23 protein-coding genes are annotated in these 12,895 nt (G+C 67.8%); all 23 read left to right on the top strand.

What is annotated here, in order from left to right; genetic code table 11:
* The first annotated feature begins 18 nt into the window (after window positions 1–18).
* The 23 genes from rplC to map all read left to right on the top strand — a co-directional run bounded on the left by rplC (window position 19) and on the right by map (window position 12,665).
* Window positions 19–678, top strand: coding sequence for a 50S ribosomal protein L3 (rplC, locus tag ACPPVS_RS14940; RefSeq protein WP_426593032.1), 660 nt, complete (start codon window positions 19–21; stop codon window positions 676–678).
* A gap of 2 nt (window positions 679–680) precedes the next feature.
* On the top strand, window positions 681–1,358 hold the full coding sequence (gene rplD, locus ACPPVS_RS14935; RefSeq protein WP_426595990.1) for a 50S ribosomal protein L4: 678 nt from the start codon (window positions 681–683) through the stop codon (window positions 1,356–1,358).
* Complete coding sequence (gene rplW, locus ACPPVS_RS14930) at window positions 1,355–1,657, top strand: 50S ribosomal protein L23 (RefSeq protein WP_028045066.1); 303 nt, start codon at window positions 1,355–1,357, stop codon at window positions 1,655–1,657. Before rplD ends, rplW begins: the two co-directional genes overlap by 4 nt.
* Window positions 1,658–1,673: 16 nt before the next feature.
* Complete coding sequence (rplB, locus tag ACPPVS_RS14925) at window positions 1,674–2,513, top strand: 50S ribosomal protein L2 (protein ID WP_426593031.1); 840 nt, start codon at window positions 1,674–1,676, stop codon at window positions 2,511–2,513.
* Between the two features lie 12 nt (window positions 2,514–2,525).
* Complete coding sequence (gene rpsS / locus ACPPVS_RS14920; RefSeq protein WP_028050100.1) at window positions 2,526–2,807, top strand: 30S ribosomal protein S19; 282 nt, start codon at window positions 2,526–2,528, stop codon at window positions 2,805–2,807.
* A gap of 56 nt (window positions 2,808–2,863) precedes the next feature.
* The gene (gene rplV, locus ACPPVS_RS14915) at window positions 2,864–3,235 is read left to right on the top strand and encodes a 50S ribosomal protein L22 (protein ID WP_426593030.1); all 372 of its coding nucleotides are present in this window, start codon (window positions 2,864–2,866) and stop codon (window positions 3,233–3,235) included.
* Window positions 3,235–4,068, top strand: a complete 834-nt coding sequence (gene rpsC, locus ACPPVS_RS14910; RefSeq protein WP_426593029.1) for a 30S ribosomal protein S3 — start codon at window positions 3,235–3,237, stop codon at window positions 4,066–4,068. The genes rplV and rpsC overlap by 1 nt, the downstream gene beginning before the upstream one ends.
* A gap of 5 nt (window positions 4,069–4,073) precedes the next feature.
* Window positions 4,074–4,490, top strand: a complete 417-nt coding sequence (rplP, locus tag ACPPVS_RS14905; RefSeq protein ID WP_028045061.1) for a 50S ribosomal protein L16 — start codon at window positions 4,074–4,076, stop codon at window positions 4,488–4,490.
* On the top strand, window positions 4,490–4,729 hold the full coding sequence (gene rpmC / locus ACPPVS_RS14900) for a 50S ribosomal protein L29 (RefSeq protein ID WP_426593028.1): 240 nt from the start codon (window positions 4,490–4,492) through the stop codon (window positions 4,727–4,729). Before rplP ends, rpmC begins: the two co-directional genes overlap by 1 nt.
* 8 nt (window positions 4,730–4,737) lie before the next feature.
* Window positions 4,738–5,034, top strand: a complete 297-nt coding sequence (gene rpsQ / locus ACPPVS_RS14895) for a 30S ribosomal protein S17 (protein ID WP_426593027.1) — start codon at window positions 4,738–4,740, stop codon at window positions 5,032–5,034.
* A 171-nt stretch (window positions 5,035–5,205) separates the two neighbouring features.
* Window positions 5,206–5,574 (top strand): 50S ribosomal protein L14, encoded by a 369-nt coding sequence (rplN, locus tag ACPPVS_RS14890; RefSeq protein WP_028045058.1) that lies wholly within the window; start codon window positions 5,206–5,208, stop codon window positions 5,572–5,574.
* Between the two features lie 2 nt (window positions 5,575–5,576).
* On the top strand, window positions 5,577–5,918 hold the full coding sequence (rplX, locus tag ACPPVS_RS14885) for a 50S ribosomal protein L24 (RefSeq protein ID WP_028045057.1): 342 nt from the start codon (window positions 5,577–5,579) through the stop codon (window positions 5,916–5,918).
* Window positions 5,918–6,487: a 50S ribosomal protein L5 gene (rplE, locus tag ACPPVS_RS14880; protein ID WP_426593026.1), complete on the top strand. Its 570-nt coding sequence runs from the start codon at window positions 5,918–5,920 to the stop codon at window positions 6,485–6,487. Before rplX ends, rplE begins: the two co-directional genes overlap by 1 nt.
* A 2-nt stretch (window positions 6,488–6,489) precedes the next feature.
* Window positions 6,490–6,675 (top strand): type Z 30S ribosomal protein S14, encoded by a 186-nt coding sequence (locus ACPPVS_RS14875; RefSeq protein ID WP_028045055.1) that lies wholly within the window; start codon window positions 6,490–6,492, stop codon window positions 6,673–6,675.
* Between the two features lie 105 nt (window positions 6,676–6,780).
* Window positions 6,781–7,179 (top strand): 30S ribosomal protein S8, encoded by a 399-nt coding sequence (gene rpsH, locus ACPPVS_RS14870; RefSeq protein ID WP_028045054.1) that lies wholly within the window; start codon window positions 6,781–6,783, stop codon window positions 7,177–7,179.
* 24 nt (window positions 7,180–7,203) lie between these two features.
* Entirely contained in the window at window positions 7,204–7,743 is a 540-nt protein-coding gene (rplF, locus tag ACPPVS_RS14865) for a 50S ribosomal protein L6 (RefSeq protein ID WP_426593025.1), read from the top strand.
* 2 nt (window positions 7,744–7,745) lie between these two features.
* Complete coding sequence (gene rplR / locus ACPPVS_RS14860) at window positions 7,746–8,117, top strand: 50S ribosomal protein L18 (RefSeq protein WP_426593024.1); 372 nt, start codon at window positions 7,746–7,748, stop codon at window positions 8,115–8,117.
* A gap of 40 nt (window positions 8,118–8,157) precedes the next feature.
* Entirely contained in the window at window positions 8,158–8,832 is a 675-nt protein-coding gene (rpsE, locus tag ACPPVS_RS14855; protein ID WP_426593023.1) for a 30S ribosomal protein S5, read from the top strand.
* Complete coding sequence (gene rpmD / locus ACPPVS_RS14850) at window positions 8,832–9,014, top strand: 50S ribosomal protein L30 (protein WP_028045050.1); 183 nt, start codon at window positions 8,832–8,834, stop codon at window positions 9,012–9,014. Before rpsE ends, rpmD begins: the two co-directional genes overlap by 1 nt.
* 2 nt (window positions 9,015–9,016) lie before the next feature.
* Window positions 9,017–9,784, top strand: coding sequence for a 50S ribosomal protein L15 (gene rplO, locus ACPPVS_RS14845; RefSeq protein WP_426593022.1), 768 nt, complete (start codon window positions 9,017–9,019; stop codon window positions 9,782–9,784).
* Between the two features lie 159 nt (window positions 9,785–9,943).
* Window positions 9,944–11,239, top strand: a complete 1,296-nt coding sequence (secY, locus tag ACPPVS_RS14840; protein ID WP_426593021.1) for a preprotein translocase subunit SecY — start codon at window positions 9,944–9,946, stop codon at window positions 11,237–11,239.
* Window positions 11,236–11,814, top strand: coding sequence for an adenylate kinase (locus ACPPVS_RS14835; protein ID WP_426593020.1), 579 nt, complete (start codon window positions 11,236–11,238; stop codon window positions 11,812–11,814). Before secY ends, ACPPVS_RS14835 begins: the two co-directional genes overlap by 4 nt.
* 8 nt (window positions 11,815–11,822) lie before the next feature.
* Window positions 11,823–12,665, top strand: coding sequence for a type I methionyl aminopeptidase (gene map / locus ACPPVS_RS14830; protein WP_426593019.1), 843 nt, complete (start codon window positions 11,823–11,825; stop codon window positions 12,663–12,665).
* The last annotated feature ends 230 nt before the right edge of the window (window positions 12,666–12,895 follow it).

The following is a 12,895-nucleotide window of genomic DNA, read 5'->3' as shown; positions in this document are numbered from 1 at the left end:
GGGAAGGAACTGATTTCTATGGTTACCCAGCAGAACGAGCGCGCAGTCACGGCCCTCATCGGCACGAAGCTCGGCATGACCCAGGTGTGGGACGACAACGGTCGTCTCGTCCCGGTCACCGTCGTCGCTGTCGGGACGAACGTCGTGACCCAGGTGCGCTCCGCTGACGCTGACGGCTACGCCGCGGTCCAGCTGGCCCACGGCCAGATCGACCCGCGCAAGGTCACCAAGCCGCTGAAGGGCCACTTCGAGAAGGCCGGCGTCACGCCGCGCCGGCACGTGGCCGAGATCCGCACGCCGAACGCCTCCGAGTTCACGCTCGGCCAGGAGCTCACGGCCGACCTCTTCGAGGCCGGTTCGCTCGTGGACGTCATCGGCACCACCAAGGGCAAGGGCACCGCCGGCGTCATGAAGCGTCACGGCTTCCACGGCGTCGGCGCCTCGCACGGTGCGCACCGCAACCACCGCAAGCCCGGCTCGATCGGTGGCGCTTCGACGCCGTCGCGCGTGTTCAAGGGCATCAAGATGGCCGGTCGCATGGGCGTGGACCGCCAGACCACCCAGAACCTGACCGTGCACGCGGTCGACGTCGAGCGGGGCTTCATCCTCGTCAAGGGTGCCGTTCCCGGCCCCAAGGGTGGCGTCGTGGTCGTGCGTTCCGCTGTGAAGGGGGCGTGACCATGTCTGACACGCTGACCGTCGACGTCGTCGACTTCGAGGGCAACAAGGCCGGCTCGGCCGACCTGCCCGCCGAGGTCTTCGACGTGCAGACCAACATCCCGCTGATCCACCAGGTCGTCGTCGCGCAGCGCGCGGCGGCTCGCCAGGGCACCCACGACACGAAGAGCCGTGGCGAGGTCCGTGGTGGTGGCCGCAAGCCGTACAAGCAGAAGGGCACCGGCCGCGCCCGTCAGGGTTCGACGCGTGCTCCGCAGTTCGCCGGTGGTGGCGTCGTCCACGGCCCCACCCCGCGCGACTATGCGCAGCGCACCCCCAAGAAGATGAAGGCCGCGGCGCTCCGCGGTGCTCTCTCGGACCGCGCCCGCGCCGGCCGCGTGCACGTCGTCTCGGGCTTCGCCCCGGGCACGGCGCCGTCGACGAAGTCCGCGCTCGCCGTGCTCGACAACCTCTCCGGACGCAAGCACGTCCTGGTCGTCGTCGAGCGTCAGGACGAGATCACGTGGAAGTCGCTGCGGAACGTCGAGCGGGTGCACCTGCTGGTCGCTGACCAGCTCAACACCTACGACGTCCTGATCTCGGACGACGTCGTGTTCACGCAGGGCGCGCTCGACGCGTTCCTCGCCGGCCCCGTCAAGGGCTCGAACACGTCCTCCGAGGCCAAGGAGGAGACCAAGTGACCGACATCGGCAAGAACCCGCGCGACATCCTGCTCGCGCCGGTCGTCTCCGAGAAGAGCTATGGCCTGCTCGACGAGGGGAAGTACACCTTCCTCGTCGACCCGCGGGCGAACAAGACCGAGATCAAGATTGCCGTCGAGCAGGTCTTCGGCGTCAAGGTCGACTCGGTCAACACCGCGAACCGGCAGGGCAAGTCCCGTCGGACCCGTTTCGGCACCGGCCGCCGCAAGGACACGAAGCGTGCGATCGTCACCCTCCGCGAGGGAACGATCGACATCTTCGGTGGTCCGGTCGGCTGATAAGGACTGAGAGCTCATGGGAATCCGTAAGTACAAGCCGACAACGCCGGGCCGTCGTGGCTCGAGCGTGGCCGACTTCGTCGAGATCACGCGATCCACGCCGGAGAAGTCGCTCGTCCGTCCCCTCCACAAGACGGGCGGCCGCAACTCCACGGGTCGCATCACCACGCGCCACCAGGGTGGCGGTCACAAGCGTGCATACCGCGTCATCGACTTCCGTCGTCATGACAAGGACGGCGTGCCGGCCAAGGTCGCTCACATCGAGTACGACCCCAACCGCACCGCCCGCATCGCGCTCCTGCACTACGCGGACGGCGAGAAGCGCTACATCATCGCGCCGAACAAGCTGCAGCAGGGCGACCGCATCGAGAACGGCCCCGGCGCCGACATCAAGCCCGGCAACAACCTGCCGCTGCGCAACATCCCGACCGGTACGGTCATCCACGCGATCGAGCTCCGGCCCGGTGGCGGTGCGAAGATCGCGCGCTCGGCTGGTGCGTCCGTGCAGCTCGTCGCCAAGGACGGTCCCTACGCCCAGCTGCGTATGCCGTCCGGTGAGATCCGCAACGTCGACCTGCGCTGCCGCGCCACGGTCGGCGAGGTGGGCAACGCCGAGCAGTCGAACATCAACTGGGGCAAGGCCGGCCGCATGCGCTGGAAGGGCAAGCGCCCGACCGTCCGTGGTGTCGCCATGAACCCGATCGACCACCCGCACGGTGGTGGCGAGGGCAAGACGTCCGGTGGACGTCACCCCGTCAGCCCGTGGGGCCAGGCCGAGGGTCGCACCCGTCACCCGAACAAGCCGAGCGACAAGCTCATCGTGCGCCGTCGGCGTACCGGCAAGAACAAGCGCTGATAGGAGCCTGAGATGCCACGTAGCCTGAAGAAGGGTCCGTTCGTCGACGGTCACCTGCAGAAGAAGGTCGACGTCCAGAACACCGCCGGCACGAAGAACGTCATCAAGACGTGGTCGCGCCGTTCGGTCATCACGCCGGACTTCCTCGGCCACACGTTCGCTGTGCACGACGGACGCAAGCACACCCCGGTGTTCGTGACGGAGGCGATGGTCGGGCACAAGCTCGGCGAGTTCTCCCCGACGCGAACGTTCCGCGGCCACGAGAAGGACGACCGGAAGGGTCGTCGCCGCTGACCCCCGGGTCAGCCAGGCGACGCCCTCACCGGCAGAGACAAGAAGGCAGGACAGCAATGGAAGCCAAGGCGAAGGCGCGGTTCGTCCGCGTCACGCCCCAGAAGGCCCGGCGCGTCGTGGACCTCATCCGTGGCAAGCAGGCCGGCGAGGCCGTGGCGGTGCTGAAGTTCGCACCGCAGGCCGCGGGGGAGACGGTGCTCAAGGTTGTGGAGAGCGCGATCGCGAACGCTCGTGAGGCTGCCAAGCGCAGCAACGAGCGTCTCGACGAGAGCGACCTCTACATCTCTGAGGTGTTCGTCGACGAGGGCCCGACGCTCAAGCGGTTCCGACCGCGTGCGCAGGGCCGTGCCAGTCAGATCCTCAAGCGCACGAGCCACATCACCGTGGTCGTCGCTGAGCGTGAGACCTCGAAGGGAAGGGCCCGATAGTGGGACAGAAAGTCAACCCGCTCGGGTACCGCCTGGGCATCACCACCGACCACCGTTCGCGTTGGTTCGCCGACTCGACCAAGCCCGGTCAGCGCTACCGCGACTACGTGGGCGAGGACGTCAAGATCCGCAAGCTCATGAGCACGGGTCTCGAGCGCGCCGGTATCGCCAAGGTCGAGATCGAGCGCACGCGTGACCGCGTCCGCGTCGACATCCACACCGCCCGCCCGGGCATCGTCATCGGGCGTCGTGGCGCGGAGGCCGACCGCATCCGCGGCGAGCTCGAGAAGCTCACGGGCAAGCAGGTCCAGCTGAACATCCTCGAGGTCAAGAACGCCGAGATCGAGGCTCAGCTGGTCGCCCAGGGCATCGCCGAGCAGCTGGCGAGCCGCGTCTCGTTCCGCCGCGCCATGCGCAAGGGCATCCAGTCGGCCCAGCGCGCCGGTGCCAAGGGCATCCGCGTGCAGGTCTCCGGCCGCCTCGGTGGCGCGGAGATGAGCCGCACGGAGTTCTACCGCGAGGGTCGTGTGCCGCTGCACACGCTGCGCGCGAACATCGACTACGGGTTCTTCGAGGCTCGCACCACCTTCGGCCGCATCGGCGTCAAGGTGTGGGTCTACAAGGGCGACATGACCGAGAAGGAGTTTGCTCGCGAGCAGGCGACCCAGGCCCCGCGCCCGGCTCGTGGCCCGCGGACGGACCGTCCCGGCGGCGACCGCGGTGACCGCGGCCCGCGTGCCGGTGGCGCTCCTCGTCGTGACGCAGCCCCTGAGGCAGTCGAGGCGCCCGTCGCCGAGGCTCCCGCAGCACCTGACAACGGATCGGAGGCCTGACCGCAATGCTCATCCCGCGCAGGCTGAAGCACCGCAAGCAGCACCACCCGGGGCGTTCCGGCGCCGCGACCGGTGGTACCGCGATCTCGTTCGGTGAGTTCGGCATCCAGGCTCTCGAGCCCGCGTATGTCACGAACCGGCAGATCGAGGCTGCACGTATTGCCATGACCCGCCACATCAAGCGTGGAGGGAAGGTCTGGATCAACATCTACCCGGACCGCCCCCTCACCAAGAAGCCCGCCGAGACCCGCATGGGTTCCGGCAAGGGCTCGCCGGAGTGGTGGATCGCCAACGTCAAGCCGGGCCGAGTTCTCTTCGAGCTCGCCGGCGTCCCGGAGCCCCTGGCGCGCGAGGCCATGCGTCGCGCCCAGCACAAGCTCCCGATGAAGACACGTTTCGTGGTTCGCGAGGGTGGTAACTGATGACTATCGGCACCAAGGAGCTGGCTCCCACCGAGCTGGACACCTTCGACGACGACAAGCTGGTCGCCGAGCTGAAGAAGTCCAAGGAGGAGCTGTTCAACCTCCGCTTCCAGTCGGCAACCGGTCAGCTCGAGAGCCACGGGCGTCTGAAGGCCGTTCGTCGCGACATCGCGCGGATCTACACGATCCTGCGTGAGCGCGAGCTCGGCATCCGTACCGCCCCGAGCGCGAGCGAGTGAGGTCGACAATGAGCGACGAGAAGAAGAGCGAGAGCACGACTGCTGTTGCTGAGAAGCGCGGTGACCGCAAGGTCCGCCGCGGCTACGTGGTCAGCGACAAGATGGACAAGACCGTGGTGGTCGAGGTCGAGGACCGGGTCAAGCACCCGCTCTACGGCAAGGTCATCCGTCGGACGAGCAAGGTCAAGGCGCACGACGAGAACGGCACTGCCGGCGTCGGCGACCTCGTGCTCATCATGGAGACGCGGCCGCTGAGCGCCACCAAGCGCTTCCGCCTGGTCGAGGTCCTCGAGAAGGCCAAGTAAGCAGCAGTAGTCCAGCAGCACCCCCAGTTGCCCACGGGCGCCGGGTGACGTCCGGAGGACAGTTCACGTCCGCAGGACCACACCCGGCGCAACGTGTGCATCACGGCAACTATCCGTTCGGCCAGGCTCGGCTCGAATGAGCTGAGAACCCGCCAGACGACAGGAGTAGTAATGATTCAGCAGGAGTCGCGGCTTCGCGTCGCCGACAACACCGGTGCCAAGGAGATCTTGTGCATCCGTGTTCTCGGTGGCTCGGGCCGTCGTTACGCAGGCATCGGTGACGTCATCGTCGCCACCGTCAAGGACGCCATCCCCGGCGGCAACGTCAAGAAGGGCGATGTCGTCAAGGCGGTCATAGTGCGCACCCGCAAGGAGCGCCGCCGTCCGGACGGTTCGTACATCAAGTTCGACGAGAACGCCGCAGTGATCCTCAAGGCCGACGGCGAGCCCCGCGGCACGCGCATCTTCGGCCCGGTCGGGCGCGAGCTGCGCGACAAGAAGTTCATGAAGATCATCTCGCTGGCGCCGGAGGTGCTCTGACCATGGCGAAGATCAAGAAGGGCGACCTCGTCGTCGTCATCTCGGGCCGCGACAAGGGACGTCAGGGCCGTGTGCTCGAGGTCCTCGTCGAGTCGCAGCGCCTCGTCGTGGAGGGTGTCCAGCGTGTCACCAAGCACGTCAAGGCCGGCCAGACGCAGCGCGGCACGCGCACCGGGGGCATCGAGACGATCGAGGCGCCCATCCACATCAGCAACGTGATGCTCGTCGACCCGGAGACCAAGAAGGGCACCCGGGTCGGCTACCGCACCGAGCAGGTCGAGCGCGACGGCCGTACCCGCACCGTTCGGGTCCGCGTCGCCAAGCGCTCCGGTAAGGACATCTGATGACCGAGACACTGACGGCTCCGGCGCTCCCGCGCCTGAAGACCAAGTACAACGACGAGATCCGCAACGCGCTCTTCGAGCAGTTCTCCCACGAGAACATCAACCAGGTCGCGCGTCTGGTGAAGGTCGTCGTGAACATGGGTGTCGGCGAGGCCGCCAAGGACTCCAAGCTGATCGAGGGCGCCATCCGCGACCTCACCCAGATCACCGGCCAGAAGCCGCAGGTCACCAAGGCCCGCAAGTCCATCGCGCAGTTCAAGCTGCGTGAGGGCATGCCGATCGGCGCACACGTCACCCTGCGTGGCGACCGTGCGTGGGAGTTCCTGGACCGCCTGCTCTCGACGGCCCTGCCCCGTATCCGCGACTTCCGTGGCCTCTCGCCGCAGCAGTTCGACGGCCACGGCAACTACACCTTCGGCCTCGTGGAGCAGTCCGTGTTCCACGAGATCGACCAGGACAAGATCGACCGGGTCCGCGGGATGGACATCACGGTCGTCACGACCGCTGACACCGACGACGAGGGTCGCGCTTTCCTCAAGCTCCTCGGCTTCCCGTTCAAGGAGATCTGACCATGGCGAAGACTGCCCTCAAGAACAAGGCTGCTGCCAAGCCGAAGTTCGCGGTGCGTGGCTACACGCGCTGCCAGCGTTGCGGCCGGCCCCACTCGGTGTACCGCAAGTTCGGCCTGTGCCGGATCTGCGTGCGCGAGATGGCCCACCGCGGCGAGCTTCCCGGCGTCACCAAGAGCAGCTGGTAATCAGCAGCTTGTTATCCCAGGCACGTGCAGTTCAGGCAATACGAGCGTCGGTAGGTCCAGCCCAGCGATGGGCGGGATACCCCGGCGAGAGAGGGCGATAGCCCCATGACCATGACCGACCCCATCGCAGACCTGCTCACGCGGCTGCGTAACGCGAACTCGGCTCACCACGACACCGTGCTGATCCCGTTCTCGAAGCTGAAGTCGCACATCGCGGAGATCCTGCAGGCCGAGGGCTACATCTCGGGCTGGACGGTCGAGGATGCCGTCGTCGGCAAGAACCTCATCATCGAGCTGAAGTACGGCCCGAACCGCGAGCGTGCGCTCGCCGGCGTCAAGCGCGTGTCCAAGCCGGGCCTGCGCGTGTACGCCAAGTCGACCAATCTGCCCAAGGTGCTCGGCGGCCTCGGCGTGGCGATCCTGTCCACGTCCTCTGGTCTCCTCACCGACAAGCAGGCCGCCAAGAAGGGCGTGGGTGGGGAAGTCCTCGCCTACGTCTGGTAAGTCCGAGACGGAAAGGAGCTAGCCATGTCCCGAATCGGCAGAGTCCCCGTCCCGGTCCCCACCGGCGTGGATGTGTCCATCAACGGCGCCGTCGTGACGGTCAAGGGTCCCAAGGGCACCCTGACGCACACGATCGCTGCGCCCATCGAGGTTGCACGCGACGAGGCAGGTGCCCTCGTGGTCACCCGCCCCGACGACGAGCGCGCCTCGCGTTCGCTGCACGGCCTCACCCGCACGCTGCTGTCGAACCTCGTCATCGGTGTGACCGAGGGCTACGTCAAGAAGCTCGAGATCGTCGGCACCGGTTACCGCGTGACGGCGAAGGGCTCGGACCTTGAGTTCGCACTCGGCTTCAGCCACTCGGTCACGGTCAACCCGCCGGAGGGCATCACCTTCGTCGTCGAGGCGCCGACCCGTTTCTCGGTCGAAGGCATCGACAAGCAGCAGGTCGGCGAGGTAGCCGCCAACATCCGCAAGATCCGCAAGCCTGAGCCGTACAAGGGCAAGGGCGTGCGGTACGCGGGCGAGAACGTGCGCCGCAAGGTCGGAAAGGCCGGTAAGTAACCATGGCACTCAAGATCATCGGCAAGGGCAAGCGCAAGGCACGCCAGCGTCGCCACGTCCGCCTTCGCAAGAAGGTCTCCGGCTCGGCCGCCCGTCCCCGTCTCGTCGTGACCCGGTCCGCCCGGCACATCACGGCGCAGGTCGTGGACGACGGCATCGGCCAGACGCTCGTGTCGGCATCGACCCTCGAGGCCGACCTGCGCAGCTCGAACGACGACAAGACGGCCAAGGCCCGCAAGGTCGGCGAACTCATCGCCGAGCGTGCGAAGGCTGCCGGCCTCGACGCTGTGGTCTTCGACCGCGGCGGCAACAAGTACCACGGCCGCGTCGCAGCGGTGGCGGACGGCGCTCGCGAGGGCGGTCTGAAGCTGTGACGACGACGATGAACTCCGGAACGAAGAAGAGGACAATCTGATGGCTGCTCCTCAGCGCAGCAACACCGGCGCGCCTGCGGGCGGCGCCGGGGCCGGTGGCGGCGGTGACCGTCGCGACGGCGGTCGTGGCCGTGACGGTGGCGGCGGTCGTGGTGGCCGCGAGGCCGCAGAGAAGAGCGCGTTCCTCGAGCGCGTCGTGACGATCAACCGCGTCGCCAAGGTCGTCAAGGGCGGTCGTCGCTTCAGCTTCACCGCGCTCGTCGTGGTCGGCGACGGCGACGGCACGGTCGGTGTCGGCTACGGGAAGGCCAAGGAGGTGCCCGCGGCGATCGCCAAGGGCGTCGAGGAGGCCAAGAAGAACTTCTTCAAGGTTCCTCGCATCCAGGGCACCATCCCGCACCCCATCCAGGGTGAGGCCGCGGCCGGTGTCGTCTTCCTGCGTCCGGCGTCGCCGGGTACCGGTGTGATCGCCGGTGGACCCGTGCGCGCCGTCCTCGAGTGCGCCGGCATCCACGACGTCCTGAGCAAGTCGCTCGGTTCGTCGAACGCCATCAACATCGTGCACGCGACGGTCGCGGCCCTGAAGGGTCTCGAGCGTCCGGAGGCCGTGGCTGCGCGCCGTGGGCTCCCCGTCGAGCACGTCGTCCCGGCTGCCCTCCTGCGCGCCCAGGCTGCCGGCCTGGCCGCTGCGGCGGGTACGAAGGCAGGTGCCTGATGGCTCGACTCAAGGTGACCCAGACGCGGTCGGGCATCGGTGGCAAGCAGAACCAGCGCGACACCCTGCGCACCCTCGGCCTCAAGCGGATCGGCGACGTCGTCGTCAAGGAGGACCGTCCTGAGATCCGCGGCATGGTCAAGACGGTGACGCACCTTGTCGCGGTCGAAGAGGTGGAGTGACCATGGCAGACGAGAACACGCCTGAGGAGAAGGTGACGGTCCCCAAGAAGGCCGCCGCCGCCCCCAAGAAGGCTGCAGAGAAGAAGGCCGCCGACACGGAGTCCGCTCCGAAGGCGACCGCCAAGGCGAAGGCTCCGAAGGCCGACGCAGCGACCGAGTCGGCCCCCAAGGCCGAGGCGAAGGCTCCGGCCAAGGCCAAGGCTGAGCCGAAGGCAAAGGCCGAGGCTGAGCCGAAGGCCAAGGCCGAGGCGAAGGCTGCGGCGCCCAAGAAGACGGTGTCCGCGGCTGCCGCCAAGGCTGCCGAGGCCGCCGCGCTGCCCGGCAACGGTGGCACCCTCAAGGTGCACCACCTGCGTCCGGCCCCTGGCGCCAAGACCGCCAAGACCCGCGTGGGTCGTGGCGAGGCGTCCAAGGGCAAGACGGCCGGTCGTGGCACCAAGGGCACCAAGGCTCGCTACCAGGTGCCGACGCGCTTCGAGGGCGGGCAGATGCCCATGCACATGCGCCTCCCGAAGCTGCGTGGCTTCAAGAACCCGTTCCGCGTCGAGTACCAGGTGGTCAACCTGGACAAGCTCTCGGCGCTGTACCCGAACGGTGGCGACGTGACGGTCGCCGACCTGGTCGCCAAGGGTGCGGTCCGTAAGGGCCAGCCCGTCAAGGTGCTCGGCACCGGTGAGCTCACGGTCAAGGTTTCTGTCGCGGTCGACGCCTACTCGGCGTCCGCGAAGGACGCGATCGTCGCAGCCGGCGGAAGCGTCGCGCAGGACTGATCGAGGATGGGACCGGTGGGGTCGTAGTTCCCCACCGGTCCCTTTCCGTTTGTTCGTCAGCATCAGTTAGGGTGCCCCGGTGCCTGCGACGTAACGCAGGTGGCACGGCCGGAATGAACCGGTCGTACGAGATGCGGCTCCGGCCGCTCAGGAGGACAGGTGCTCAGCGCATTCGTGCGGGCGTTCCGAACGCCCGACCTGCGGCGCAAGCTGCTCTTCACCATCGGGATCATGGTGATCTTCCGGATCGGCTCGTTCCTGCCGACCCCCGGGGTGTCCTACCCGAACGTGCAGACGTGTATCGACCAGACCAAGGGCAACGACCTGCTCGGCCTGGTGAACCTGTTCAGTGGCGGGGCGCTGCTCAAGCTCTCGGTCTTCTCGCTCGGGATCATGCCGTACATCACGGCCAGCATCATCGTGCAGCTCCTCCGGGTGGTCATCCCCCGTTTCGAGGAGCTCCACAAGGAGGGCCAGTCCGGCACCGCGAAGCTCACGCAGTACACGCGGTACCTGACGATCGGTCTGGCGATCCTGCAGTCGACGACCATCATCACGGTCGCGCGCAGCGGTCAGCTGTTCCAGAGCTGCACCGTCGACGTCATCCCGAACGACTCCTGGTACATCCTCCTGATCATGGTCATCACGATGACCGCCGGTACCGGCCTCATCATGTGGCTCGGTGAGCTGATCACGGAGCGCGGCGTCGGCAACGGCATGTCGCTGCTCATCTTCACGTCGATCGCGGCGAGCTTCCCGACGGCCCTCTGGTCGATCGCGCAGGGCAACAACGGTGCCTTCAAGTTCATCATCGTCCTGGCCGTCATCGTGCTCGTCGTCGGCATGGTCGTCTTCGTCGAGCAGTCGCAGCGCCGGATCCCGGTCCAGTACGCCAAGCGCATGGTCGGTCGGCGCATGTACGGCGGCTCCAGCACCTACATCCCGATCAAGATCAACATGGCCGGCGTCATCCCGATCATCTTCGCGTCGTCGCTGCTGGCGGTCCCGGGGCTGCTCGCGCAGTTCGGTGACCAGACCTCCGGCTGGGTGCAGTGGATCTCGCGGTACCTGGTCTCGCCGAGCGCGCCCCTGCACCTCGCGCTCTACGTGTTCCTGATCATCTTCTTCTGCTACTTCTACACGGCGATCACGTTCAACCCGGACGAGGTCGCGGACAACATGAAGAAGTACGGCGGCTTCATCCCGGGCATCCGGGCCGGCCGTCCGACGGCGGAGTACCTCGACTTCGTCATCTCGCGCATCACCGCGCCCGGCTCGATCTACCTGGCCGTCGTCGCACTGATCCCGACCATCGTGTTCATCGTTCTCGGCGTCGGGACCAACATCCCGTTCGGCGGCTCGTCGATCCTGATCGTCGTCGGTGTCGGGCTCGAGACCGTCAAGCAGATCGAGTCCCAGCTGCAGCAGCGCCACTACGAAGGCTTCCTTCGATGAGCAGGCGGCTCGTCCTGCTGGGCGCCCCCGGCGCCGGCAAGGGCACCCAGGCTGTGCGCCTGGCCGAGTCGCTGGGCATCCCGGCGATCTCGACCGGTGACCTGTTCCGGGCCAACATCAAGGGCGGCACGCCGCTGGGCCTGAAGGTCCAGGAGTACACCTCGCGCGGCGCCCTGGTCCCGGACTCGGTGACCAACGACATGGTGCGCGACCGTCTGGCGCAGCCGGACACGGCGGACGGGTTCCTGCTCGACGGGTATCCGCGCAACGTCGCCCAGGTGGCCGAGCTCGACGCGATCCTCGGCGACGCCGGCGCGGCGCTCGACCTCGCGGTCGAGCTGACGGCGGACCCTGAGGTCGTCGTGCCCCGGCTGCTGAAGCGGGCCGAGATCGAGGGGCGCGAGGACGACACGGAGGACGTCATCCGGCACCGCCTCGACGTGTACGCGCAGGAGACCGCGCCGATCGCCTCGGTCTACGACGGTCGCGGTCTGCTCGCGCAGGTCGACGGGATCGGCGAGGTCGACGAGGTGACCGTGCGCCTGCTCGCGGCCATCGGCACCCTGGACGCCTGAGCCGGTCCATGTTCGGCCGCGAGCGGATCGAGTACAAGACGCCCGAGCAGGTCCTGCTCATGCGTCGGGCCGGTCTGGTCGTCGCCGAGGCGCTGAGCGCCGTCCGCGCCGCCGCCGCCCCGGGCGTGACGACCGCGTCGCTCGACGCACTGGCCGCCACGGTGATCGGTGACCACGGCGCGACGCCGTCGTTCCTCGGCTACCACGGCTATCCCGCCACGCTGTGCATCTCGGTCAACGACGAGATCGTGCACGGCATCCCTGGCCCGCGCGTCCTGCACGCAGGCGATGTGGTCAGCGTCGACTGCGGCGCGATCGTGGCCGGCTGGCACGGTGACTCGGCGGTGACCATCGTCCTGGACGAGGCGGACGCCCTCGACGAAGCATTGGCGACGACGACCGAGCGAGCACTGTGGGCGGGGATCGCCGCGCTCGCGACCGGCGCACGGCTCGGTGCGGTCGGAGAGGCGGTCGAGGCCCTCGTCGACGAGGCGCAGTCGGCCGGTCTCAACGGGGGAGCGCGCTACGGCATCGTCCAGGAGTACGTCGGGCACGGCATCGGCACCGCGATGCACCAGCCTCCGGACGTGCTGAACTATCGCGCGCGGGACCGCGGTCCCGCGCTGCGTCCCGGCCTGTGCGTCGCGGTGGAGCCGATGCTGGTGCGCGGTTCGCGGTTCACGCGCGAGCTCGACGACGAGTGGACGGTGGTGACCGACGACGGCTCCCGCGCCGCCCACTGGGAGCACTCGGTGGCCGTCCTCGAGGACGGGATCTGGGTGCTCACCGCGTTCGACGGCGGCGCCGCGGCGCTCGAGCCGCTGGGTGTGACCATCGCCCCACTGCTCTGACCGCTCTGTCGGGCCGGATGGTTTCCTCGAACGCCCTCGATGGCGTAAGATCGTCCGTTGGGTGTGTGCGCCCGGTTCATCGGAACACCGTGATCCTCGAAGCGATTCGTCGGGTTCGGATCTCGGTGGTCATCAACTGCTCGGCTCTCCTCACGGACGGCCTGGTTCGGGCACGTGCACTCTCCACGTTCGCGACGACGGCCAGCTGCCTGCTGGGCGATGTGGCCGAC

This window comes from Cellulomonas sp. McL0617 (assembly GCF_049994875.1).
In the GTDB taxonomy this organism is placed as follows: Bacteria; Actinomycetota; Actinomycetes; order Actinomycetales; family Cellulomonadaceae; genus Cellulomonas.
Note: the sequence above shows the minus strand (reverse complement) of the source record. Positions and strands in the feature narration are given on the sequence as shown.